Below are 25,753 nucleotides of genomic sequence, written 5' to 3'. Positions count from 1 at the left end.
CGGTCTTAGCGGGTGTGCGAGTGCGGGTCGAGGACGTCGCGGATGCCCCCGCTGATCGCGTTGAAGGCGAGCACGGTCAGGAACAACATGATCGCCGGGCCGATCAGGTACCAGGGCTGCGTCTGATAGAGCGTGGACACCTGAGCGTCGGAGATGATGTTGCCCAGACTCGGGTTGGGCGGCACGACGCCCACCCCCAGGAACGACAGCGTCGCCTCGGCGATGATGTTCTGCGGCAACTGAACTGCCCAGTAGACAACGACGGCCGGGACGACCATCGGCAGGATCTCGCGAGCGAGGATTCGCAGGTCGCTCGCGCCGAGCGTGCGAGCGGCCTCCACGAATGGTCGACTACGCAGCTCCTGCACCATGCCGCGGGTCAACCGCGCGAAGTACGTCCAGGCGAACGTCACGATCACGAAGATCACAAGCAACGCGGGGTTCAGAATCGCCCCGCCCTCGCTCGAGCGGTTCAACGTGATCAGGGTGAGCGCGGTGAGAATGAACGGAAACGACAGCACGACGTCGATCAACTGAGACAACAGCCGGTCCACCATCCCGCCGTAGTACCCCGAGACCATCCCGACCGCCGTACCGATCAACATGGCGATCGTGGTGGCCGGCACCCCGACGAGCAACGACACCCGCAATCCGTAGAGGGTGCGGACGAAGACGTCGCGGCCGTTGCTGTCGGTGCCGAACCAGAACTGGGCATTCGGCCCCACCGGAAGGCCCTCCGGAGACAGTCCGATGTCCGGAAATTGGTCGTTGGGGCCGTGGCCCGTGATCGCCGCGAACAGTGGCGCCCCGAGCGCCAGCACGGTGATCACGCCTGCCACCAGCAGCCCGAACCGCGCCTCCGGTCGGCGCCACATGCGGCCGATCGCCGACCGAACACCCACCGTCGCAACCTGTTCCGGCTGATGGGGCGGAGTCGCCGTGACCGTCGAGAGCAAGGACTCAGTCACCGAGCAGGTCACCTCCTGATGCGCTCGAGACCGTGGCCAGGGCGCGGCGCTTTCCGGGGACCGAGTCCAGCAGCAACTGGGTGTAGGGATCGGAGGGATTGGCGAACAGGTCCGCGGTGGGACCATGTTCCACGATGTGTCCGGCGTGCAGGACGAGCACTCGATCGCACAGTTCGGCGACCACGGCGAGGTCGTGCGAGATGAACAGGAACGACACGCCAAGTGCGTCGCGGAGATGGCGGATGAGCGCGAGGATCTGCGCCTGGGTGGTGACGTCGAGGGCGGACACCGGTTCGTCGGCCACCACCAGGTCGGGCTGAAGGGCCAACGCCCGCGCGATCGCAACCCGTTGGCGCTGCCCACCGGACAGGTGTGCCGGATGGCGGTCGACGACGTCCTCGGGCAACTCGACGCGACGTATCAGATCGGTCACCTGCTGCTCGATCTCCTGGCCGGTCAGTCCGCCTGCGAGCAGGAAGGGTTCGGCCAGGATGGCGCCGACGCGGCGACGCGGATTGAGGCTTCCGTAGGGATCCTGGAAGACCACCTGGATTCGGGAACGCGTCGTCGCATCGAGTTGCAACCGGCGTCTGCCGGCCTCGTTGTACACCGCGCCGTCAATCGACACCGTGCCGGTGGTCGGCCGGACCAGACCCGAGACGATCCGGCCGAGCGTGGTCTTGCCCGATCCCGATTCGCCGACCAGACCGACGATCTCGGCTCGGCCGATGTCGAACGACGTACCGTCGATGGCGCGAAACGATTGTCGGCGCTTGCCCCTCACCGGAAAGTCCTTGACGACGTCGGTGACGGCGAGCAGCGGTTCGGTCCCGTCCCGTCTCGCCGCGGATCCCTGCGGTGCGAGGCCGTGCCTGGCCGAATCCAGCAGCGCAACCGTGTACGGGTGCTGCGGCGCGACGTAGATCAGTTCGGCGGGTGCCTTCTCCACCACCTCGCCCGAACGCATCACGACGACGTCGTCGGCGATGTCGGACACCACTGCCAGATCGTGACTGACGAAGACGAGCGCCGTACCGTGGTCACGCTGAAGCCTTTGTAGCAGAGCGAGTATCGACGCCTGCACGGTCACGTCGAGCGCGGTCGTGGCCTCGTCGGCGATCAGCAATGAGGGGTTGAGGGCGATGGCGGCCGCGATGATCGCCCGCTGGCGCATGCCGCCGGAGAAGTGCACCGGATAGTCGTCGACGCGGCGCTGCGGCTCCTTGATGCCGACCTCGTCGAGGAGTTCGATCACCCTACGGCGCCGGTCCCGTTTGGGTACCCGCCCATGTGCAGTCAACGCCTCGCCGACCTGGGTGCCGATCGACTTCAGCGGATGCAGGCTGCTCAACGGGTCCTGGAACACGAACCCGATGTCCTTGCCGCGGATGGCGCGCAACCGGTGCTCGGGCATCCCGATGAGATCGCTATCGCCGTACCGGGCTTGACCTTTCACGATGGCGTTGCCTGCGCCCAACAGCCCGGTGGCGGCCAACAGGGACACGCTCTTGCCCGATCCCGATTCGCCGACGATCGCCAAGGTCTTGCCCGCGTCCACCGAGAAGGACACGCCGCGCACTGCTTCGATCTGTCCGCGCTCCGTGGCGAACGAGACTGCGAGGTCGGTTACCGAGAAGACAGGCATCTGCCCTCGCTCGCCTTGCGCGGGTCGGCGCGCTCGGTCATTGCCCTCCACCGGCGAGGCTGATGGTGGTGATGTCCGGGTTGACCGGCAGATTGCCCCATTGGAAGTTGCGCACCCGGTCGGAGGTGATCAAGATCTTCTTGATCGAGACCAGCGGTAGCCATGGCAGCGCGTCGGCGGCCAGGTGATCGGCTTTGGTCCACAGCGGACCGGGGTCATCGGACTGCACTGCCTCGGCCACCAAGGCGTTGAGCGCAGGGTCGTGGTGGCAGATGCCCTCGTTGGCGGCGCCGCACTCGGCGACGTCGGAGTCCAGCGGACCTCCCAAGATCTGGCGGGAGTCGTCACCCTGCCAGTCGGGCGCGTACGTGCCTGAAAGGTTCAGGTCCCAGACGGACTTCGGATCCCGACGAAAATCGTCATAGTTGGCCTCCGACAACGGAATCAGATCCAAGGTGATCCCCGCCTTGGCGAGGTCCTCTTTCAACGCAGTGGCCAGCTGCGCGCCGTTGGCGCCGTTCTGGTTCACCGTCTCGTAGATCGCCTTGAGCGTGAGCCCGCTCGGGTAACCGGCCTGCGTCAGCAACTCCTTGGCCTTGGCCGGGTCGCCTTGGCCGTTGGGCGAGGGGTACGGGTCGTACTTCTGGTAGCCCAGCTGTCCCGGGGTGAGGAACTGACTGAACGGCTCGGCGACGTCAGGACCCCCGAAGAGCTGCGCCACGTGCGTCTTGTTGATGGCGTAGGCCAATGCCTGGCGCACCTGCGGCTTGCGCAGCGCGTCCCCACCCACCGACGTGTTGTATGGCGCGTTGTTGGCAACGATGTAGGCCTGGTTGCCGCCCTGTGACGAATGAATGTTCGGGCTATTGCTCGTCTTGAAGCTCTGAATCGTCGCCGTCGGCGGCACGCCGAGGTACAGCGACAGGTCGGCCTCACCGGACTTGATGGCCTGAACCACGGCGTCGGCGCTGTTGGTGGTGAAGTCGACCACGATCTTGTCGACGTACGCCTTGCGTGCGGGATCGGCAGCCGGATCGAACGTCGGGCTCTTCTCGAGGGTCAGCTGCTTGCCGGGTTCGTAGGACGAGATGAAGTACGGCCCGCTCGCGGGAAAGTTCTGACGGAATTCCAGCGAGTCCGGAATGTACTTGCCCGACACCTCTTCCGGGAGCGGAGTGACGAAGTTCATGGTGAGGATGCTGAGGAAGTCGTTGGCCTTGCCCGTCAGGTGAAACACCACGGTGTGCGGGTCGGGTGCCTCGATGGCTGGCAGGTCGTGGGTGTCCTCGTATTGCTGCGCCTCCGCCGGGTTTCCGGGTTTGACGGCCTTGCCGAAGTCTTCGCAGTATGCCTTGAAACCCTTCAGCGTCGCGTTGTAGTACGTGATCGCGGCGACCTGCTTGTTCGGGTCGCAGAATCTCTTGACGGCGTAGGCGAAGTCTTGGGCGACGATCTCGCGGTTGGCTGCGCCGGAGTAGTGCACGCCGGGGCGAAGTTTGAACGTGTACGTGGTGCCGTCCGGACTGATGGTCCACGATTCGGCGAGGTCGGGCACCAACTTCGTGGTGTCGCTGAGATCCTTCGGGCTGCTCTGGAAGGTGACGAGCTGGCGGGTATCGGCACGTGCGATGGCCCACGAATCGATGCTCCACGCCGAGAGCGGGTCGATGGCGTCGATGTCGGAATTGATCGAGGCGATCTTCAACGTCCCGCCAGCCTGTGGAGCCTCTGACGCCCGTTCGGAGTTCGCGTCGCCGCCGGTGCCTCCGCATGCCGTCATAACCACGGCGAGCACGATGACGGCGGCTCCCGCCGAGGCTCTTCGTGGGCCGAACCGCCCGACGAAGCGATTCAGGGCATGGGCATTCGCCATGAGCAGGATCCCCTTTCAGGAAGCGAAGTAGAAGTGTTGACGGACGGGAGTCATGGCAGGCGATGACCATCGTTGTCCGAGAAGGTATTTCGTCCTCGGACGGGCTGGACCCTAGGGCCGGTTCGGTGACGTGTCCTGCGCGCGCGTCATCGCAGCCCTCGGGTGACGCCAAGCCACGCCAGCTCGCCGCGTTGAAGTCGCTCAGACGGCACTCGACCCGATCGGCTCGACCAATCAGCTCGTCGGGCCTGCCTGATCACGCCTTGCCCGTGTCGTGACGCGCCTTCGGCGGCTCAGACGGAGTAGGGAGGCCACGGGGTCGGGCCTCGACGTCTCGCTCGCACATTTGCATCACGGTAGATCGAACGCGTCGAAACGCAGATTGTTTCTGTCAGCCTGAACTTTTGTAGGGCAAGGCATTCCGTACCGGTTCCGCGTGCTGACCTCAGCTGACGTACTGGAGTGACGACACCAGCAAGACGGATCAGGAGGTCTAACCCACCGTCGCGGGCACCCGCGCTGCGGCGGCGGACGCCGTCATCTCGTGCCGCAACGCCGTGAAGTCCGAGATCGTCTTGGTCGCCACGGTAGCCACCGGTCGCGCGTTGCGACCGGTGGCTTCCTTCTTGGACACCATCACCACGCTGTCGATGTAGGGCTGGATGGTGGTGGCGTTCTGCACAGTGGCCACGATGACGAGCTGAAAGCCGAACTTGCGGAACGCTTGGAGCGCCTGCTGGGCGAACTGCGGGTCGGACTTGGAGAACGCCTCGTCGAGCATCAGCTGCGCGAAAACCGGCTTGTTGTCCGTACTTTCGGGGCTCGCCAAGTTGAAGCTCAATGCGCCGGCCAAACAGAAGGCCATCAGCTTTTCCTGCTCACCGCCCGAGTTGTCGCCTGCGTTGCTGTGGGTGCGGATCAGCTCTTCGCTGCTGACATCCCATTCGGCGCAGTCGAAGGTGAACCGGTTGCGGACGTCGAGCGCATCCCGCGTCCAGGCCTTGTCCTCCGGAGCGGTGGACGCCAGCCGGTTGCGCAGCCGCAGGATGTCCGCGTACTGATCCAGGATCGCCTGCTTGTCGCCGAGCCCGACTTCGGCGATGCGCCGCGAGATGGCCCTGACGATGTCGGTGAGCTCGGCGACCGCGGTGAGGCTCCGGGGAGTGGCCCGCAGCGTCAGGCGGGTACCGCGGTTGAACTCGACGGAGCCCAGCCCGGTGTTGACCCTGTTGATCTGCTCGGTGATGCGTCGGCTCTCCTGCTCGGCCACCCGGTGCAGCGTGAGGATGGCGTCGGGGGCCTGTTCGGTAACCAGCCGCATCATGCGCTCGTAGGCCTCGGGGAGCTCTCGCTCGTCGATGTGCCGACACAACGCCACATAGTCGTGGACGCGTTCGTCGAAGACATCGCTGTCGTTGGGGATCGCATCGGGGAAGGCGGTATCGAACGTGTTGAGGATGCGGGCGAGCTCGTCGTAAGAGCGCCTGCGGCTTTCGCGCAGCTGCTCGCGCTCACGGCGGATCGAGGTAAACACCGCGTCCCGGTGCGGCTCGGGATTGAGCAATTCCAACTCCACCGGCACATCGCGCGCGTAGCGGTCCAGCAACTCGGTCAGCGGCTCGGACACGAACTCCGGGGTGAGCCGCTCCTGAAGTTCCAGCAGCCGGGTCCGTCGACCGTCGAGGTCGTCGCGGCGGGTCTGGATGGCGCCGCGGCGGGTCATCAGCGTCTGGATCTCCTCCCAGCACTGATCCGCGCGCGCATTGAGCGCCTCGATGTCGGGGTGATCGGCCAGCAGCAGCTCGAACTGCTCGCGCAGTCGTTCGGCATGCCCGTCAGCGGATTCGGTGTCGATCTGACTCCACTGCGGGAACTGCTCGCATATCGCCTTGCACGCGGCCGCTCGGTCGCGCCGCTGCTGGCGCTCCGCGGCGATGTCGTCGGCGGCGCGCCGGGCCTGGCTGAAGGTCTCCTCGGCGTTGCCGAGGTCGACGGTCAGTGCGTCGATCTTGGCGGCGATGTCGCCCTGGAAGATGTAGTCGGACTGCCGCAGTGGACGCCGGTCGTCCTTGATGGCCAGCCGGTCGGAGTCCTTGTAGAGCCCGGTATCGGTGACCGCGCGGCGAAAGCGGGGGAAGACGTCGGGGTCGTCGACGCAGACGTGGTCCCCGGCCGCGGCGATGACATCGGAGCCCTCGGCGGCGCAGACGTGCGTCGGATCGACGAGGAACAGCTTGCCCGCCAACGTCTTCGGCTCTGCCGGAGTGGCCTCGGCGCCAACGAACTTCGCGCGCACGTGATGCAGCTGCAGGCGCCCGCCCATGTTGGTCTCGTTGACGAACCGCAGCACTGCGGCGTAGTGGCTGTCGGGGACCAGCAGGCGCAGGCCTACGCCGCGCAACACCTTCTCCACTGCGACCCGCCATCGGCTCTGCTCGGGCCGCAGGTCCATCAGTTCGGCGATGTACGGCAGCTCGCCAGGGTCGGCACCCACTGCAGCACAGATGTGTTCGCGCATCGCAATCGCGAACTCCGGCAAGGCCGAGCCGACGTGCTCGACCCGCTTGAGCTCCTTCGCGGCATCGTCGCGGGCGATTCGAGCGGCCTTCTGCGCGTACTCGGCGTCAGTGGATGCTTCCCGGCCGCGATCGAGTTTGGCGAGTAACTCGGTGGCTGTCGTCGTGAGTTCCTCGCGCAGATTCCAGAACTCGTCAGCGGTGTCCGGGATGTCGAGCTTCTGTGCGGTGAGCAACGATTCGTAGGCGCTGCGACGCCGCGACACCTCCTCGGCCTGCGCCTCGGCGCCCGCCACCTGCGACTGCAGTGGCCCGATGCTCGCACTGGATCCGCTGATCTGCGCGTTGAGCGAATCCCCTTCAGCCTTGGCGAGATTCAGCTGGCGCGTCACGTCCTCGTACTCGTTGCCGAGTTGGTCGATGGTGGCGTCCAGCGAGTCGATCTGGGCAGGGCACTGCGCCACCCGGATGTGATCGGTGTACGCGCGGACCATCGGCTGATCCACCAGGTCGATGATGCCCAGATCGGAGGACTCGGAGCCGTAGCGCTGCTGGATGTTCTCGATGTCGCCGAGGATCTTGCGTTTGCGTTGGGCAACGGCCAGCAGTTCGCGGGCGTCGACCAGTGGGTCGATCTGCTTGAGCGCGTCGGGTAGTCGCGTCAAGCTGCTGGGTTCGTCCAACATGAACTCGCGGACGAATTGCTCAAGGCCACCAACGCTTTTCAGCGACTTTGCCTTACCGAGCAGCTGCTGCGCGGCGTCGGAGGCGCGGATGCCGATGGTCGCGTACAGCTGGGCGAGGTACTGCGACTCCACCTTGGTGGAGAACCGCCATTCGTCGTCCTTGAAGACGCCTGCATCGAAGCGGCCGGACGCCCAGCGGTTGCACACGTCCTCGATGTCGCGGTCGCCGTCGGCCAGGACGAATCTGCTCGAGGAGTCCGATCGGGATTCGCCGGTGAGCCATTTGAGCACGAGGCCGGTGATGGCTCGCCCGGTATTGCTGGCGTAGGTGACGGCGACCGCGGACCACGCGGTGCCGTCGCCGCGCAAGTACATGACCTTGCTCGCGCCGGCATCGCTGCGTTGGCCCCAGGCGCCGCGCACGTACTTGTCGACGGTGCGGCGGCCCGCGTTGGAGCCGGCCGCCGAATTGTCGCCGGAGGCATTGAAGTTGCGGCGGTTGAACGGAAGGAAGCCGAGCGAAATAGCGTCCAGCAGTGAGGATTTGCCGCTACCTGAGGCGCCGGCGATCAGGGCTCCGCCTTCGCCGAACGGGATGGTGTGATAACCGTCGAACACCCCCCAGTTGATGACCTGCAGGCGGGACAGGTGGAACTGTTCAGGCATCGACTGCGACCTCTGCTTCGTCCTGCGGGCCCGGACTGCCACCGTTGAGCAGTAGCTCGAACTGTTGCTGCAGCTCGGTGATCACCGAGGCCGTCATGACCGCGTTGATCACCGGACTGACGGTGTAACTGTCTTCGTCGTCACGGCTCTTGCGAAGAATCTCCAGAGCGGCCAACCGGGCGATGGCGGCGTCGATGCGGGCGGTGAACGTCACGGTGTCACGGTCGACGTCGTTGACTACCCCCGAGAACAGGCCATGTACCTCGTCGCGGCTGATCAGGACGCGCTGGTCGCCGGAAGCGCGCATCATTTGCGCCAGCTGCAGCGCCAAGATCGAGTCATACGTGCCGAGCGGCTCGCGGCGCAAGAGCTTTACCCCTCTTGCCGATTCGTAGCGGGCCTGCTCGACGAAGGCCACTTCGGCGCCTTCGACGATGCGCAATTGCAGGTCGAGTTCGGAGAGGCGCACGCTGAGTTGGGCCCGATATTCCAGCACCCAGGCGTAGAGGTCGCGGTCGGATTCGGCGCTGAGGTAGCGGCGGGTCAGCAGGTTCTGCAGCGCCCAGCAGGCACGGTCGGGTAGCTCACTGACGTCACCGTCGAAGCGGGGCCGGCGCTGGTGCGGCGGACGGGCCGTCTGGTCGACCTGGGGCAGTGAGGAGAAGTCGATATCCGGTTCGGTGGTCGTCACGATGCGGATCCCAGCAGGCTGGAGATGGGCTCGGTGAACATCAGGTGTGGAACCTCCATCTCACGGTCGCGGCCGTCCAAGGACTGGAAGCGGACCGTGACCGATTCGAGCGCTGCGGTGTCTGTTTTGACGGGTTGTTTGAGCGCCCAGGACCACAACACGATGACGTGACCCAGATACGCGGAGTCGAGCAGTGCCACCGCATCGGGCAAGGAAAGTTGAGCCCCCGAGTTGATTTCGGTATTGATCAGCTCCGACATGGCCGGTGAGTCGACCTGGGTCGTCAGCGCAGCGAAGCTGGACAGGTCGACCTCGCTGCCCGCGGCCGCCGCGGGCTTCGGGTTCGACAGGTCGCCGATCCGAAAGCTGAGCGCGCCGACCGAGCTGATTGCGTGACGGGCTAGGGGCAGTTCGAGGTCGAGGCGCGAGTCGGTCAGCGAGGCCTTCAGCAGGGCGCGGGCCGAGCCGATGGCCTCGTTGAGCTGACGGGCAACGCCCCTGCTCTGTTCTAGGGTGCCGAACGCGGTGAATCGTTTGACTCGCTGGGCGCAGCGCTGCTGAATGCGTTCCACCTCGTCGATCTGGTGCCCGACGAGTTCGAAGAACCCAGCCATCACCTTGCGCAACGCCGGATCCAGCGCGGGCAGTGCTTCCGCGACGGCAGCGACGTCGGCTTCGAACTCGGCGCGCTGATCGGGGTCGTTGATCATCCGCAGGAAGGCGCGATGCGAGTCGCGGCCCTGCGAATCCCAGGCCGACTGGTAGTCGGCATACATCTGGCGCTGGCGGTCGCGATACTCGACATTGCTGTCGATGGGTTCGTCGAGTGCAGCCGTGGCCTGCTCGATCAACGTCCCGTATTGGCCGATGTCGGTGATCAGCCGCTCCATTTGCAGGGCGATGGCGCAGGCCTCGTCGTACATGTCGGTCAGGTCGGGTTCGGGCCGGGAGTGGTCACCGGCGTGCGCGTCGAGCGCGTCGAGTTCGGCGTGCAGGGCGGCGATTTCGGCCTGGATGCCGGCGCGGACGCGGTCGGGGTCGTTGCCAACGCGGATGGCGATTTGCTTGAGCCGCGAGGCGATGCCGTTGATGGAGCCGCCGGTGGCGATGGTGTCCTGGCGTTGCATGCCGCGAAGGAAGTCCAGCGCCCGCCGTGCGTCCTGGGTCAGGTAGCAAAGGTTGCGTTCGAGTCCTGCGCGTTGGTCCGCCACGCGGTGCAGCCAGCCCTGGCTGGCCCACGACTTGATGAGCGCGAGGCCGGATTGCTCGCCGCCCGGGCGACCGAGCTCGTCCAGGTCGCGTTCCAGACGGACGACGAGGTCGGTTTCGGCGATCACGCCGCCGCCGAGGTGGCGATCCATCAGCGTCGCGTACATACCCAGATTGAGGGTGGCCAGCAGTCGGATCGTGGGTGAGCCCTGGATCTCGCGATTGAGTTCGAGGAGGTCGCCAGCCGACAGCGCCGCGTTGTCGTCCACCTGGTGTCCTCCTCGGCTACCTCGTACGTCGACGGTCCAAGATAGGGCACGGCGGCGACATGGCATCCGTGACGCGCGGGCGATCAGCGTGTGGCGGAAAGGCCGTCGTCCCAGGGGTCTCAGGCGTCGCGTGAGCCCCATTGGTCAGCGCGTAACCTGATGCCGTGAAGGCCATGGCCGGGTTTCGGAGTACCCGAGACCGGTCTCGGCTGGTTAGTCGGCTTCGGCGAGACCAGCCAGGTCTGGTGGCTGGCGGGTGAATCCTCGCGTCAGCACTAACAGATAGACGATGCCGATGCCCAGCCAGGACAGCCCCAGAATCAGCGCATCCTTGTCCAGTTGAGTGAGCAGGGCGATGTCGATCACCGCGCCGATCAACGGAATCACCACGTAGCGCAGGGCATTGAGTCCGTCGTTTCGGTGCCGGAAGAAGTATGCGATCACCGAAAGGTTCACCAGGGTGAACGCGGTGAACGCACCGAAGTTGATGAACGAGGTCGACGTGGTGACGGACAGGAAGATCGCGGCCAGCCCGATCACGCCCGCGAGCAGGATGTTGGGCACCGGGGTGTGGAACTTCGCCCACACGACCCCGAAGAACTTGTTGGGCAGCACGCCGTCGCGGCCCATCGCGTAGAGCAGCCGGGCGACCGCAGCTTGGGCCGCGAGCCCTGACGTGAACTGGGCGATGATCAAGGCGGCCAGGAAGAACGCACCGAACAGGCTGCCGCCGATGGTCTGTGCGACGTCGGAGGCGAGCGAATCACTGTTGTCGAAGGTGCCGCCCGGCGCCACCAGCGTCACGAAATACGACACCACGATGAAGATGCCGCCGCCGAGCAACGCGACCAGCACGATCGCCCTTGGGATGTTGCGTTGCGCGTCGTGGGTTTCCTCGGTGAGCGTGCTGACCGCGTCGAAACCCAGGAACGAGTAGGCCGCGACGGCCGAGCCCGCAGCGATGGCAACGAAGCCGCCATCACCGGTGAAGGGCTTGAGCGAGAAGAGTGACTCCGAGTGCCCGACGAGATGGGTGATCGTCAGCACCACGAACAGCGCCAGGACGAGTAGCTGGAACGCCATCAGTACGAAGTTCGCCTTGTCGGCGACCTTGAGGCCTATGACGTTGAGCGCCGACGTGATCACGATGAACGCGACGATCCACACCCAGAACGGCACACTGGGGAACTTGTCGCTGAGATAGGCGCCCCCGATCAGCCAAATGACAAGTGGCAGAAAGAGATAATCCAACAAGATGGCCCATCCGACGATGAAGCCAGCACGGGCGTCCAGGGACTTGCGAACGTAGGTGTAGGCCGATCCGGCAATCGGGTAGTGCTTGGCCATGAGGCCGTAACTCAATGCAGTGAACAGCATCGCGACGGTGGCGAGCAGATATGAGCCGGCACTGCCGCCATTGGACTTCACCGCGATGACGCCGAAGATGCCCAGCACGATGATCGGTGCCATGTAGGCCAGGCCGAACAATACGACGCCACGAAGCCCAAGAGTCTTTTCCAGAGCGGATTGATAGCCACCGGGTGCTGTTGCTTCGCTTGTCATGCGAGTCCTTTCACTGGCTAATTGCGAGGTTGGTGAACCGTGAGCGATGTCATTTGCCGGTCGACGAAATCCACAGCGCTGCCACAGCGTTCACGCAGCCGATCTTCAGAAAATGAAGCCGAGGCCAAATCGGTTGTTGCTGAACGGAGTTCAGTGCCAAGAGGCAGATATTGCGCGGTTGACTTGGTGGTCATTCGGGCGGCGTGTTGAGCCAACAAAGCGGTTAGCGGACGGGCCACCTGCCCAAGCTAGACCTCACGCACTGATTCCGCCGGGAAAGCGGGCAGCGCTGGAAAACCTGCAAGCCGTGCGACTGTTAGTCCTCCTTGCGGATCAATCGCAGCAGTGCTTCGTGATCGGGTGCCAGCAGTTCGTCGATGCGGGGTTGATTGACGTCGGCCACCACGATCTCGCCGACGTCCTGATGAACGTTGGTGAAGATCCCGTGGGACTTCATCTTCTCGGTCTGGTAGATGTTGTCCTCGGTCGGCGTGACGTAGTAGACCGCTTCGGCCTTGAAACGGTGCACAAGCCACAGGTGCACGAGCGTCATCAGGCGCTTCTTGCGTAGCTTCTCGGCGAACGTGTTCTGGTCGCGGACCGTCAGAATGCTGCGGCCGTGTCGATCCTTGATGGGGTCGACGAGCACGTTGGCGAGCAGTTCCTCCTCGCCCTCCTCCCTGGCGCCGTAGATACCGAGTTCGAGGACTTCGCCGCCGGCCCGCCGAGGCCGAAGCTGCACCCGTAGCTTCTCGCCGAGCTGGTAATGCTCGCTCCACAACGCCAGCCACTCTTCGAGCAGCTTCTTGGGCACCTCGGTCTGCACGAGGTGCTGATGCTGCGTGGAGCCCTTGCCCATGGACTTCGTCGTCGCGGTACGTCCCGAGGAGGCCGCCAGCGCGGCGTCGCTGCGCGGCCCGCCGACGAGCGTCTGAGGCGTTCGGTACGGCGATTCGACCAGCCGCATCTTGCGTTGCAGCCGCGCCAGCGCCAACATGCCGTCCTGGCGCAACGCGGTGGCGAACTCTTCGGCGGCGACGCCGTCGATCTGGTGGCCGCCGTAGGTCATGAAGTTGAAGACGAAGCCCATCTTGCCGATCTCCTCGGGGAAGGCTCGCATCTGGTCGTCGGTCATGCCGGTGGTGTCCCAGTTGAACGAGGGGGACAGGTTGTAGGCCATCATCTTGTCCGGGTAGACCGCGTGGATCGCATCGGCGAACTGCTTGGCATCGGCCAGATCCGCGGTCTTGGTCTCCATCCAGAGGATGTCGGCGAATGGCGCTGCGGCGAGCGACTTCGCGATCGCGTAGGGAATGCCGCCGCGGACTTGGTAGTACCCCTCGGGAGTCTTCGTCCGTTCGCAGTCCCATGGCACGTCGGCGCCCAACTCCCTGGCCTTCTCGCGGGCGGCGTACAAGGACGCGCGCTCGGCGAACGCCCGCCAGTCGGTCGCATTCATGTCGAGCGGTTCGCCCTCGCGCTCGCGGAAGGCCAGGAGTTCGGCCACCGACTCGGCGTAGGTCTCCAGCCCGGCGTCCGACTGCCACGCGTCGACGAACTTCGACTCGACGTCGTCGAAGAGGTCGTCGATCGACGTTTGGCCGTCCTGCTGGGTCTTCCATGCCGCCGCTGCCTCGGTGACGACCGCCGCGATGCCGTGGCGCTCCAGCCAGGCGTCCGCGGTGGCGTACTCGCCGTCGGGGATCGCGTAGAGCAGATGCCCCCGGATATCCGTGACGCCCTGTTGGTGCAGACTGCGCATCATCGCCAGGTAACAGGCCTTGTACGGCGGCACCTTCAAGTTGGTCGCGCCGAGCAGGAACGGTTGGTCGCGCTCGTCTGCGCGGCTGTCGATGAGGTTGGCCGCCTCGGCATCCGTGCGCGCCACGATGATGCCGGGGACCCGCATGATGTCGAGTTGGAAGCGGGCGGTGTTGAGCCGCTTGATCTGTTCGTCCGAAGGCACCAGGACCTTGCCGCCCTGATGGCCGCACTTCTTGGTGCCCGGGCGCTGATCCTCGATGTGATATCCCGGCACACCGGCCTCGACGAAGCGGCGAATCAGGTTGCGGACGTGCGGATCTCCGCCGTGTCCGGTGTCGGCGTCGGCGATGATGAACGGCCGGTAGTCGGTCGCCGGGCTCGCGGCGCGTTGTGCGTCGGTCATCTTCAGCCGCAAGTACTGCTGGTTGCGGTCGGCGGTGAGCAGGGCCCGCACCAAGCCCGCGGCTTCGTCGGGCACCTGGCTCAGGGGATAGCTCGCCAGATCGGGGCCAGGATCCTCGTTGATGGAACCCTTGGCAGAGGTGGCCCAGCCGCCGAGGTAGATGCCCTCGATGCCCATCCGCTTGATCGTCACGGCTTGGCCGGGGGAGTAGGGGCCGAAGGTCGTGATGCTCTTCTTCGATGCGAAGAGTTCGCGCAGGCGAGCGTAGAAGGCCGCTGCGGCATCACGTGCGACGGTGTAGTCGGTTGGGATCGTGCCGCGCTGCTCGACGACTTGGCGGGCCGTATACAGGCGAACGATCCCGTCGAAGCGCGGGCTGTCGAGGTATTGCTGCGTGGCGGTGACGTCCTGTTCGAACGGTGTGTTGGCCTCGACGTCCGGTTCGGTCATAGTCATGGTCTTAACGCTCCTCTTTGAGCCCGGTTCCACGGATATTGCGAGTGTAGGACGCTTGGGACGCCGAGAGTTTCAAACGGACATCTGATCATCGCCTGCAGCAAAGCAGCCGATGCAAGGTGGACTGGTCGATTACGGAAAGACGATGACGCCGCGGATGTTTCGGCCCGCGTGCATGTCCTCGTACCCCTGCGCGACCTGGTCGATTGTGTAGGTCGCAGTGACGAGCTCGTCGAGCCTGAGCTTCCCGTTCATGTACAACTGCACCTGCCGCGGAATGTCCTTGGTCGCCGAGCACTCCCCGTAGAGCGAGCCCTGCAGCCGCTTCTGGGACAGCGTGAGGTCGAACATCGAGATGGGCGGCGCCGTCTCGGCGAAGTTGCCGAGCCCCGTCACGACGCACACCCCTGCCTTGCGGATGGCGGCGAACGCCTGTCCCACGTGCGAAGCCTTCGTCACGCCGACCGTGACGATTGCCGAGTCCGCGCCCTGGCCATTGGTGAGACTGCGGGCGACCTCGGCCGCCTCGTCGATGTCGGCGAATGAGTGTGTAGCGCCTAGCTTTTCGGCCATTTCGCGTTTGAAGGGCACCGGATCGACGGCGATCACATGCAATGCCCCGGCGTGGGCGGCGCCCTGCACCGCATTGATTCCAACGCCGCCAACACCCATCACGATGACGGTGTCCCCGACTTGGACCTGCGCGGAGTTCACGGCCGCACCCCAACCGGTGCCCACCCCGCAGCCAAGCAGGCAGGCCTTGTCGAGCGGCACGTCCTTCGGGATCTTCACAGCACTGTCGACATGGACGGTGGTGTATTCGGAGAACGTGGCCAGCCCGGCAAACTGGCTCACCGGCTGGCCGTCGAGGCTCATCCGGAAGCTGGTCGGCTCGTCGGGCCGGGATCCGATCAATATCGTCCCGCCAAGGTCGCACAGGTTTTGCATGCCCGATGCGCACCACCGACAGTGACCGCAGGCGGGCAGGAACGAGAGCACGACGTGATCGCCCTCGGCGAAGCCGTTCACCCCCTGCCCCACCTCTGCGACGACGCCTGCGCCTTCGTGGCCGCCGCACATCGGGTAGGTGAGGATCGGCATGTCTCCGGTGGCAACGTGATCGTCGGAGTGGCACATGCCAGAGGCCGCGATCTTGATCAGCAGCTCGTTGGGGCCTGGCGGGTCCAACTCGAGCGTCGCCACCTCGTAGGTGCCAGGAGACTGTCGGATGATGGCCCCGCGTGTCTGCATCTGAGTTCCCTTGTCCGCCGATCGGTGTGCTGAATCAGCACCCGATCTTCCTCGGGAGGGCCAGCGGGCGGGCAGAAACAGCCAAAGCGACGGAGCGGCCCCGGCGCCGCGTCAGCGTTTCTTGCGGTTTATCAGGTTGTCGGTCGGCGACGCCTGCTGCCCGTCAGTGCGCTTGTCGGCGCGCTTCTCCTTGAGGGACTTGCCGGACTTCTTGGACATACTCGATCGGGGAGACTTGTCAGCCATCGCCAGCCCTTTGATTGGGGGCCTGAGCGGTCCCGATCCACGAACTGTACGCCCGCACCGATCGAGCCGTTGGTTGCCGCACCGCCGTTCGCCCGGTAGATCGTTGCGACGCAACGACATTCATTGGCTGCAGCTACGTGCCCAACCTGGTTGCGCGGCGAGGGGTAGCGTTATCGGCATCGAGCAGCCCGATTGCGGGCAGACATGCTCGGCAATGAAGGACAATTTGATGGCATCGCCCACAGCGTTCCGCACCCCCTATGACACCCGCGTCAGCCTCGTCAAGGACACCATTCTGGCTCACTCCAAGCTCGACGACGACGCCGCAGAAGCACTCGCAATCCACGTGCTCCACACGCTGAACTCCATCGCGGAAAAGGTTCGCTGAGCCCACAACATCACGTCCCCTCCGCACCAGCTTCGGCCCTCCTGGCCGCAGGTGAGATTCAGTCCGACCGCGTCGGCATCGCCGATGCATTTGGAGGTTCCATGACGGTCCAGGTGAGGCTGCCCGACGGGGCAACCGACGAGTACATGCGCTTCGGCGATTCCTACGTCAAGCATTCCGACGGCACGCTGGACGTGCTGCGCATCGGCGCGAAGACGTCGTACAGCTACGCCTCAGACGAGTGGTCCGATGTGGAAGGCGACGAGAAGGCATCGGCGAAACGTCGACTGTTCGGATAATTCGTGCGCGGCGGCGCGCCGGCTACCGGGTTCGCGGGCTAGGTCAGGCTTGAATCCAAACGCGGCAACGAAATTCGGAGCAGTTGTCCGCAGGACGGGCGGGCGCGGGAGTTTCAGCGCGCGAGCCATCCGGGGCCGGGCAGCGCCCAGGCGGCGCAAGTGCCCTGGTCACGACCGTGCGGGCCCGCCATCCGACGCGGCTGACGACCCGTTCGCGCAATCTTGAGGGTGTAGTGTGAGAAAGGTTGGGCGACCAATCAGTCCGGAATGAATCAGCCGTACGCCGCTGAACTCCATGAGCAACCGCTCGAGCCGGACATTTCTGTGGGAATCGCACGTCGGGATCGCTTTGACTGCACTATCTCTCGGTAGATCTCTGATCAACCACGCTGGACCGCAACACCTTTCCGCGCCGCCGCGGTTCGGCGTGCTTGGCACGCATCCGCCCGCACTGTGCGGGGTGGCAAGCTTCAGTGCCGCGCTCGTTGCGGGGTTGGAGGCCAACGGCGCAGCCGTCACCGTCGTGCGGGTCGCCGACGGCTCGACGTCCCCGGACGCCCGCGTGGTCGGGGAGTTAGTGAGCGATTCGGCGGCGTCGAGCGCAGCGTGTGCGGACCTGTTGAACCAGCGCGACATCGCAGTCATCCACCACGGCTTCGGGATCTACGGTGGTGCCAACGGCGCCCAACTGGTTGACGTCATGGAAGGACTGCGCGTCCCGGCGATCGTTGTCGCTCACGAAATTCCCGCCGACCCGACCGCATCCGAAAGGTCGGTTTTCGAGTCGATCGTGGCGCAGGCCGATCACGTGGTCGTGACATCGGATGCGGCCGCCCGGCAGCTGAATTCCAGTTTCGCCGTCGAACGCCACAAGGTCAGCGCCATTGCCCACGGCGCAACGATCCCGCTGGGCGTCGCTTTGAAGCGCGCAGGCCGACCGACCGTGTTGACCTGGGGTCTGCTGGGTCCAGGAAAGGGCGTCGAGCGCGTCATCGACTCGATGGGTGCCCTGCACGAACTTCGTGGTCGTCCTCAGTACCTGATCGCGGGCCCGACACATCCGAAGGTGGTTGCCGCCGAGGGTGAGGCATACCGCGAGGCTCGAATCGAGCAGGTGCGCAACAGCGGCCTCACGGGTTCGGTGGTCTTCGACCCCGCATACCGCAGCGGTTCCGCAATTGCTGCCATGGTCCAATCCAGCGCCGTGGTCGTGCTGCCTTATGACGCGAGCCATCAGGTCTCTTCCGGGGCGCTGGTGAACGCCGTCGCAAGCGGTCGCCCCGTGGTCGCAACCGCCTTCCCGCATGCCGTCGAACTACTCGGCACCGGCGCGGGCATCATCGTCGATCACGACGATCCCGAGGCCTTGACTTCGGCCTTGCGGAAGGTGCTGTCCGACCCGCGGCTCGCAGGCAACATGGCCGCCGAGGGCCGCCGATTGGCCCCGAGCTTGGCGTGGCCACAGGTCGCGACGTCCTATCTCACCCTCGCGCAGCGACTTCTGCGTGAGCGCCGCGCCCTGGTGTGACGGTCGCTGCCCGTTTGTCGAAATCGAACGGCGAGACTGACGCGTACAGGCAACTCCCAGGTTCTTCGGGGTCCGCACTGCTGCTTTGACGCGGGAAAACCGCCGGTCCGCGTGCAATTGACAGAAGACTGTTTGACGGGCTAGATATATGACACGCGTCACTCATTTTGTTACGCGCGCGGGCTCGCTGTGGGCCGATGGATGGCTTGTCGAGGGGGCTGGTGATGTCGTTGCGGCGCCGAGTCGGATGTCGGACGCACGTCGACGTGCCGCGATCTGACCTGCTTTGTTCGGGGCGCTCCGCGTGAGCACTAGCACCGAGCCTGGGAAGATCGCCCACTTCATCCGGGTCATGGCCGTGCCGATCGTGCTCGGCTGGCTGGCGCTGACGGTCATCACGAATGTCGTGGTCCCGCCGTTGGAGAAGGTGGCCCAGGAGCACACCGTGGGGCTCAGTCCCAAGGACGGCCCGTCGATGATGTCGATGAGGCAGATCGGCGCCAATTTCCATGAGTTCGACTCCGACAGCAACGCGATGGTGCTGCTGGAAGGCGACAAGCCGCTAGGGGCCGACGCCCACCACTACTACGACGAGTTGGTGAAGAAGCTCCAAGCCAACACCGAGCACGTCGAGCACGTCGCGGACTTCTGGAGCGACCCGTTGACCGCCTCGGGCTCGCAGAGCAACGATGGCAAGGCCGCTTACGTTCAGGTCTACCTTCGGGGCAACCAGGGCGAAACGCGCGCCAACGAGTCCGTCGCCGCGGTCCGCAACATCGTCGAATCGACTCCGCCCCCGCCCGGCATCACGGCGTACGTGACCGGGGGCGCGCCGCTGGTATCCGATCAGACCCACGCCGGCGACAAGAGCATCCTCTTGGTCACGCTGCTCACGCTCGTCGTGATCGCCGTCATGCTGCTCCTGGTATATCGCTCCTTCGGGACGATGATCCTGGTGCTGCTGATGGTGTTCTCCGAGCTAGGCGCAGCCCGAGGCATCGTGGCGTTCCTCGGCTACCACAACGTCATCGGGCTCTCGACGTTCGCGACGAGCTTGCTGACCCTCATGGTGATCGCCGCGGGCACCGACTACGCCATCTTCGCCATCGGCCGCTACCAGGAAGCGCGCGGCGATGACGAAGACCGGGAAACCGCTTTCTACACCATGTTTCGCGGCACCGCGCACGTGGTGCTGGGGTCCGGGCTCACCATCGCGGGCGCCATGCTCTGCCTCAGCTTTACGCGGCTGCCGTACTTCCAAAGCCTCGGCGTGCCATGTGCGCTCGGTACCCTGGTGGCCGTCCTCGCGGCGTTGACGTTGGGGCCCGCCGTGATCGTGATCGGTAGCCGCTTCGGGCGCTTCGAACCGAAACGTCGGATCCGGTCTCGCGGCTGGCGCCGCATCGGTACGGCGGTGGTGCGGTGGCCCGGGCCGATCCTCGTCGCAACGATCGCGCTGGCCTTGGTCGGACTGCTCGCCCTGCCCAGTTACCGCACGAGCTACGACAATCGGAAATACCTACCGGCTGACATCGCGGCCAACCTCGGCTACGCCGCCGCCGAGCGGCACTTCGATGCGTCGCGGATGAACCCCGAGCTGCTGATGGTCGAGAGCGATCACGATCTGCGCAATTCCGCCGACTTCCTCGTCATCGACAAGATCGCCAAGGCCATCTTCCGGGTGCCCGGAATCTCCCGGGTGCAGACCATCACCCGGCCCGAGGGCAAGCCGATCAAGCACACGACGATTCCGTTTGCGATCAGCATGCAGGGCACCACCCAGACGATGAATCAGAAGTACAACCAGGACCGCATGGCCGACATGCTCAAACAGGCCGCCGACATGCAGTCCACCATCGACACGCTGACGCAGATGTCCGCACTGACCGAGAAGATGGCGGCAGTGACCCACTCGATGGTCCAGAAGACCAAGAACATGACCGTCGACATCGCCGAATTGCGCGACAACATCTCCAATTTCGACGATTTCTTCCGGCCGCTGCGCAACTACTTCTACTGGGAACCGCACTGCTACGACATCCCCGGGTGCTGGGCCATCCGGTCGGTGTTCGACACGCTCGATGGCATCGACACCATGACCGACGACATCCAGAAACTGGTGCCCGACCTTGAGCGCCTCGACCAGCTGATGCCGCAACTGGTCGCGCTGATGCCGTCGCAGATCGAGACCATGAAGTCGATGAAACAGATGATGCTGACGATGTATCAGACCCAGAAGGGTCAGCAGGATCAGCAGGCGGCGGCGTCGGAGAACTCGACCGCAATGGGCGATGCGTTCGACAATTCGATGAACGACGACTCGTTCTATCTCCCGCCAGAGGCATTCGACAACGCCGACTTCAAGCGCGGCATGAAGAACTTCATCTCACCGGACGGCCACTCGGTGCGCTTCATCATCCAGCACCAGGGCGACCCAGCGACCGTCGAAGGCATCTCGCACATCGATGGCATCAAGCAGGCGGCCAGGGAGGCGATCAAGGGCACCCCGCTGGAGGGCTCCAAGGTCTATCTCGCAGGTACGGCCGCCACGTACAAGGACATGCGAGACGGTTCGTTCTACGATCTGCTGATCGCCGGAATGGCTGCGGTGGCGTTGATCTTCGTCATCATGCTGATCATCACTCGCGCCCTCATCGCCGCAGCGGTCATCGTGGGCACGGTTTTGCTGTCGCTTGGCGCGTCGTTCGGGCTCGCGGTGCTGCTCTGGCAGCACCTCATCGGTTTGCAATTGCACTGGATGGTGCTGGGGATGTCCGTCATCCTGCTGTTGGCGGTGGGCTCTGACTACAACTTGTTACTGGTGTCGCGGTTCAAGGAAGAAGTCCACGGGGGACTGAAGACCGGCATCATCCGTTCGATGGCGGGCACCGGGTCGGTGGTGACCTCTGCGGGTCTGGTCTTCGCGTTCACGATGGCATCATTTGCCATCAGCGATCTAAAGGTGATGGCTCAGGTAGGTACCACGATCGCGCTCGGACTTCTGTTCGACACCCTCATCGTGCGGTCGTTCATGACGCCCGCCATCGCGGCGCTACTCGGTAAGTGGTTCTGGTGGCCCCAGGTCATCCACACGGAGGCCTCGAGGCGCCGACTCGCAGCCATCAGGCGCGATTCGGATACGGAAGCCGACACCGCTCCGGTCCCGACGGGCGTCTGACTCTCCGACGGCGCATCAGCGCAACGCGTGCCGCGGCAGTGTCAAGGGGAGGTCGAGGGCAGACAGCAGGCCGGCCTTCGCGTCGACGACGTACGGTATTGCGTTGACGACGCGCATGGCCGTGGACACCATTGCGCCCGCCCCCGATGTCATGGCGCTTCCGGAGGCCTCCGGGTCGCGGAGGTTGGCCGTCATCTCGCACTCGACATCGGGTTCGCCGTCGATCGTGATGCGGTACACCGGGTTTGGGCCGCCGACGCCCCACTCCGTTCCGAGGTCGGCTGCGAGTCGATTGACGTGTTCGATGACGATCACCTCGCGCCCGTCGACCACGGCGATCGCTTGCGTGCGTAGCGCCCCGCAGGTGCCGGCCTTGGCCGTGCCGAAGGCGACGTCGAGATCGCGATCCGTCGCCACCCGGTCGAAGTTCTCGCGAATCTCGTCGATCTCCCAGCCGAGCCCCTCGGCGATCAACCGGAGCCCCGGCCCCCACTGGAATGCGATGGTGCCGGGGTACGCCAGCATCGGGGTGTAATCGAGGGGCATGCCGAATCCCATTGCATCCATCATGGTCTCGGCCACCGGATAGTCGTCATACAGCGCGATCTCGCTTGCATGTATGCGCGAAATGGTCTTGCACTGCGTCGCCATCATCAACACCAGATGGTCTGCGGCGAAACCGGGTTCGATTCCGCTGGCGTAGAGCGAGGCGTTTCCCGTTGCGGTGGCTTCGACCAACTCGTCGCGCCACACCTTGGGCTCGAAGCCCTCCGGGTAGATGAGCCGGTTGAGCGTGGTCGAGACGACGTTGATGCCCGCCGCCAGTAAGCGGACATGATCGGGTACGGCGGCGGCATCCCGTTCCGGCCCGCTCGCGGCGTATACGACGCAATCCGGGCGTAGCGCGATGAGCGCGTCGACGTCGTTGGTCGCGAGCACCCCGAGTGGCTCCAAGCCGACGAGTTCTCCTGCGTCGCGCCCGGCCTTGGCGGGGGAGTGCACCCACACCCCAACGAGTTCCGTGTCGGGATTCTCGGCGACCGCGCGGATGGCGATCGATCCGATGCCGCCGGTGGACCACACCGCTACTCGATAAGGCGTACTTGGCATCGCAGACACCACCATTTCTTCACGGGCGACGCACGTCGCCATCGGGACGAGATCGGGTTCGGAGTTCCTCCGCCGGGTCGCCGAGCGTCAGAAGCTATCTGGGTTGATTCTGGACGCCGGGGAACAGCTGCTCGCTTGGCCCCGAGGTCACGTAACCGCCCAGCTTCGTTATGAGATGCGGTAGGAAGACCGCACCGTAGACGACGTTTCCTACGACGATTATCGCGATGATGGACATGATCGCGGACTGCACTTTGGTCTTCGAAACCTTGTCCGACCACATCTCGATGACATTGCGGCCCTCGGAATCCGTCCGGGCCAGCAGGTAGGTGAACACCATGATCAGCACGCCCATCGCGATCGAGTCGTAGATGGGGTACTGGTGCTTGGTGCCCTCGAAGAGTCCCAGTCCGGGGATCACGTAGGCGTAGTAGAAGATGCCCAGCCGGGCACCGATGACCGAATTGAACAACAGTGCCCAGAAGAATCCGACGAGGAGGCCGACGGTCAGCAGGGTGATCGGCCTGCGCCAGTGGAAGCGGGCCACCGCCCGCCTGCCGAGCGCGGCACCGATCACGGCGGGCAGCACGAAGTACGAGACATAGCCGACGGGTACGGACGAGGGCAGGCCACCCCAGGTCATGTTCAACGGCCACCACGACGGCATGCGTGGGATGGCGGGTGGGAACTGCGCGTACATGGCCCAGTCGTAGGGCGCTTCGATCCACGAGAACGAGATCGCCGAAATACACAGCAGCAGTAGCGGATGCAGTCGGCGCGCTCGGATGCTCAGATACACGGCGATCGCCGTGAGCACGATTCCACCGCCCCAGCCGAAGATCACGTTCGCCGTCTGGAACGCCGTCATCTCGGTGTTCATGACTTCGGGCCCTGGCTCGAGTCACCGCGCGCTTCTGGGTCGAAGTAGATGACCAGGCCATATATGAGTGCGATCAGCCCGAACAACGTTCCGAGCATGATGAGTTGACCCACGACCACGTACCTCCGCGCTGATGAACGAGTAGTAATAGTGGACACTATTAAATGAGCTAGGTCAAGGACGGCTATCGTGAAAGTCCCTTTCCTGCGCGCGGTTCAAGGAGTGAAGAGCGTGCCTCAGCGACGTCCGGCAAGCCGTCAACCCTCGTCAGAGGTGCCGGTATCCGCCTCCCGACGGCCTCGCGGAGAAGCGCGCCGGTTGCTGCTCGACGCCGCCAGGGAACTCTTTGCGCGCCAAGACTATCGGCGCACCACGACCCGGGAGATCGCCGAGTCGGCCGGAGTCAGCGAGTACCTGCTGTTCCGCCACTTCGGCTCGAAGGCTGGACTGTTCCGCGAGGCGCTCGTCTTGCCGTTCACGTCCTTCGTCGACGGTTTCGGCAAGACCTGGGCAGCCGTCGTGCCGGAAGAGACCGGCGAAGAGGAGTTGTCGCGACAGTTCGTTGGACGGCTCTACGACGTGCTCGTCGAGAATCGAGGCCTGCTGCTCACCCTCGTCGCCGCCGATAGCCTCAGCGAAGAGGAAGTCGAAGACGCCGGGATCGCCGACATCAGGCGAGCGCTCACAGTGCTGGCTCAGATCAGCGGCGAGGGCATGCGCATGCGAGGGCTGCGGTCGAGCCAACCGGACATGCCTGCCCATTCGACGGTCGCCATGATCGTCGGCATGGTCGCGCTGCGCTCGACCTTCTTCGGGTCCAAACAGCCTGCCCGAGAAGTGATCGTCGACGAACTCGTCCAAGCAATACTGCACGGCTTCCTGCATCGCGAGTGACTGCGTGCAGGTCAGGCCGATGCGAACGCGCCCTTCGGAATCGTCAACGGTAGGTCGACCGAGCTCACCAAGCCTGGGTCGGCGGCGACGACATAGGGGATGGCGTTGACCACACGCATGGCCGTCGCCACCATCGCCCCTGCGCCAGAGGTCATTCCGGCAATGCCGGCCCGCTGCGGATCTCGCAGGGTGGCCGCCAGAGTGCAATCGATGTCGGGGTCGCCAGTGATCTGCACCCGATAAGACAGGTCCCCGATGCCATTCGGCCAATCCGGTGCGACGTCGTGAGCCAATCGCGTCACGTGCTCGATGACGATCGCCTCGCGCCCGTCCACCACGCCGATCGCCTGCATCCGCAGGGCGCCGCATGTGCCCGCCTCGACGGTGCCCATCGCCACCTCGAGTGTCCGGTCGGTCACGGCGCGATCGAAGGACTCGCGCACCTCCTGCACCTCGACGCCGAGCGCCTCGGCGGTCAGCCGGATCTGGCCCTGCCATTCGCCTGCGATGGCGCCGGGAATGCTCACCCACGGCTCGAAGTCGAGTGGCTGTCCGAAGCCCAACCCGTTGATCATGATGTCGGGCACGCCGTAGTCGTCGTACAGCCCCATCTCGTAACAGTGAATCTTCTCGATCTGCGACGACTGCGTGCTGAGCACCAGTGGGAGGTAGTCCGCTGCGAAGCCAGGTTCGATGCCGGACGCGTACAGCGACACCTGGCCTTGCTTGGCGGCGGCCGCCAGCTGGTCGCGCCACTCCGCCGGTTCGTACCGATGCGGGTTGACCAATCTGGTCGTGCTGGTGGTGACGACGTTGATTCCGGCTTCGAGCAGCCGCACGTAGTCGGGGACCGCGCCCGCGTCGCGCTCTGGCCCGCTCGCGGCGTAGATGACACAGTCGGGCTTCAACGCGATCAGCGCGTCGGCATCGTTGGTGGCCGTGACGCCGACCGGAGCCCCGTTCGCCAACTCACCTGCGTCCTTGCCGACCTTGTCGTCGGAGTGCACCCACACCCCGACCAGTTCGAGATTCGCGCGGTGCTGAATCGCACGAATGGCGATCGAACCGATGCCTCCGGTCGCCCAGACCACCACGCGGTATGAACCTTGCGTCATGTTCACTCCATTTCTCGTCGGTCGATGACGTCTGTCATCGGGGGTAGCCGTCGGAGCGCTGGCGAGCTCGACATGAATGCGGCGAAATTGACTGTGGTACAGAACATCCGAGCCGCACGACATGGGTGGCGGCCCCGAGCTGCGAAGCGGTGGCG

General features: G+C 64.8%; 18 protein-coding genes. 5 read left to right on the top strand and 13 right to left on the bottom strand.

The window, feature by feature from the left end; all coding sequences use genetic code 11:
- Window positions 1-5: 5 nt before the first annotated feature.
- The 10 genes from SLQ30_RS02175 to SLQ30_RS02130 form a co-directional block, all read right to left on the bottom strand.
- Window positions 6-968, bottom strand: a complete 963-nt coding sequence (locus SLQ30_RS02175) for an ABC transporter permease (RefSeq protein ID WP_319445191.1) — start codon at window positions 966-968, stop codon at window positions 6-8.
- Entirely contained in the window at window positions 961-2,613 is a 1,653-nt protein-coding gene (locus tag SLQ30_RS02170) for an ABC transporter ATP-binding protein (protein ID WP_319445190.1), read from the bottom strand. Before SLQ30_RS02170 ends, SLQ30_RS02175 begins: the two co-directional genes overlap by 8 nt.
- A 37-nt stretch (window positions 2,614-2,650) precedes the next feature.
- Window positions 2,651-4,486, bottom strand: coding sequence for an ABC transporter substrate-binding protein (locus SLQ30_RS02165; RefSeq protein ID WP_319445189.1), 1,836 nt, complete (start codon window positions 4,484-4,486; stop codon window positions 2,651-2,653).
- Between the two features lie 493 nt (window positions 4,487-4,979).
- Window positions 4,980-8,354: an ATP-binding protein gene (locus SLQ30_RS02160; RefSeq protein ID WP_319445188.1), complete on the bottom strand. Its 3,375-nt coding sequence runs from the start codon at window positions 8,352-8,354 to the stop codon at window positions 4,980-4,982.
- Window positions 8,347-9,045 (bottom strand): DUF4194 domain-containing protein, encoded by a 699-nt coding sequence (locus SLQ30_RS02155; RefSeq protein ID WP_413467897.1) that lies wholly within the window; start codon window positions 9,043-9,045, stop codon window positions 8,347-8,349. The genes SLQ30_RS02160 and SLQ30_RS02155 overlap by 8 nt, the downstream gene beginning before the upstream one ends.
- Window positions 9,042-10,523, bottom strand: coding sequence for a DUF3375 domain-containing protein (locus SLQ30_RS02150; protein WP_319445187.1), 1,482 nt, complete (start codon window positions 10,521-10,523; stop codon window positions 9,042-9,044). Before SLQ30_RS02150 ends, SLQ30_RS02155 begins: the two co-directional genes overlap by 4 nt.
- A gap of 213 nt (window positions 10,524-10,736) precedes the next feature.
- Window positions 10,737-12,086, bottom strand: a complete 1,350-nt coding sequence (locus tag SLQ30_RS02145) for an APC family permease (RefSeq protein ID WP_319445186.1) — start codon at window positions 12,084-12,086, stop codon at window positions 10,737-10,739.
- A gap of 316 nt (window positions 12,087-12,402) precedes the next feature.
- Window positions 12,403-14,709, bottom strand: coding sequence for an isocitrate lyase ICL2 (aceA, locus tag SLQ30_RS02140; RefSeq protein ID WP_319445185.1), 2,307 nt, complete (start codon window positions 14,707-14,709; stop codon window positions 12,403-12,405).
- A gap of 132 nt (window positions 14,710-14,841) precedes the next feature.
- Window positions 14,842-15,960, bottom strand: a complete 1,119-nt coding sequence (locus SLQ30_RS02135; RefSeq protein WP_319445184.1) for an NDMA-dependent alcohol dehydrogenase — start codon at window positions 15,958-15,960, stop codon at window positions 14,842-14,844.
- Window positions 15,961-16,071: 111 nt separating this feature from the next.
- A complete protein-coding gene (locus SLQ30_RS02130; protein ID WP_319445183.1) occupies window positions 16,072-16,206 on the bottom strand; it encodes a hypothetical protein in 135 nt (44 codons plus the stop codon).
- Window positions 16,207-16,435: 229 nt separating this feature from the next.
- Between SLQ30_RS02130 and SLQ30_RS02125 the strand changes: the two genes are divergently transcribed.
- From SLQ30_RS02125 to SLQ30_RS02110, 4 genes are all read left to right on the top strand, one after another.
- Entirely contained in the window at window positions 16,436-16,594 is a 159-nt protein-coding gene (locus tag SLQ30_RS02125; RefSeq protein ID WP_319445182.1) for a DUF6307 family protein, read from the top strand.
- Window positions 16,595-16,695: 101 nt separating this feature from the next.
- The gene (locus SLQ30_RS02120; RefSeq protein ID WP_319445181.1) at window positions 16,696-16,893 is read left to right on the top strand and encodes a hypothetical protein; all 198 of its coding nucleotides are present in this window, start codon (window positions 16,696-16,698) and stop codon (window positions 16,891-16,893) included.
- Window positions 16,894-17,188: 295 nt separating this feature from the next.
- A complete protein-coding gene (locus tag SLQ30_RS02115) occupies window positions 17,189-18,421 on the top strand; it encodes a glycosyltransferase (protein WP_319445180.1) in 1,233 nt (410 codons plus the stop codon).
- A 352-nt stretch (window positions 18,422-18,773) separates the two neighbouring features.
- The gene (locus SLQ30_RS02110) at window positions 18,774-21,599 is read left to right on the top strand and encodes an MMPL family transporter (RefSeq protein ID WP_319445583.1); all 2,826 of its coding nucleotides are present in this window, start codon (window positions 18,774-18,776) and stop codon (window positions 21,597-21,599) included.
- Between the two features lie 15 nt (window positions 21,600-21,614).
- Here SLQ30_RS02110 and SLQ30_RS02105 read toward each other — a convergent pair whose 3' ends face one another.
- Together SLQ30_RS02105 and SLQ30_RS02100 are read right to left on the bottom strand one after the other, a co-directional pair.
- Window positions 21,615-22,709, bottom strand: a complete 1,095-nt coding sequence (locus SLQ30_RS02105; protein ID WP_319445179.1) for a dihydrodipicolinate reductase — start codon at window positions 22,707-22,709, stop codon at window positions 21,615-21,617.
- A gap of 94 nt (window positions 22,710-22,803) precedes the next feature.
- Window positions 22,804-23,589, bottom strand: a complete 786-nt coding sequence (locus tag SLQ30_RS02100; protein ID WP_319445178.1) for a spirocyclase AveC family protein — start codon at window positions 23,587-23,589, stop codon at window positions 22,804-22,806.
- A 231-nt stretch (window positions 23,590-23,820) separates the two neighbouring features.
- Here SLQ30_RS02100 and SLQ30_RS02095 point away from each other — a divergent pair, with 231 nt between their 5' ends.
- On the top strand, window positions 23,821-24,483 hold the full coding sequence (locus tag SLQ30_RS02095) for a helix-turn-helix domain-containing protein (RefSeq protein WP_319445177.1): 663 nt from the start codon (window positions 23,821-23,823) through the stop codon (window positions 24,481-24,483).
- A gap of 11 nt (window positions 24,484-24,494) precedes the next feature.
- Here SLQ30_RS02095 and SLQ30_RS02090 read toward each other — a convergent pair whose 3' ends face one another.
- The gene (locus tag SLQ30_RS02090; protein WP_319445176.1) at window positions 24,495-25,598 is read right to left on the bottom strand and encodes a dihydrodipicolinate reductase; all 1,104 of its coding nucleotides are present in this window, start codon (window positions 25,596-25,598) and stop codon (window positions 24,495-24,497) included.
- Between the last annotated feature and the right edge of the window lie 155 nt (window positions 25,599-25,753).

Source organism: Mycobacterium sp. RTGN4 (assembly GCF_033804635.1).
Classification (GTDB): Bacteria; Actinomycetota; Actinomycetes; order Mycobacteriales; family Mycobacteriaceae; genus Mycobacterium.
Note: the sequence above shows the minus strand (reverse complement) of the source record. Positions and strands in the feature narration are given on the sequence as shown.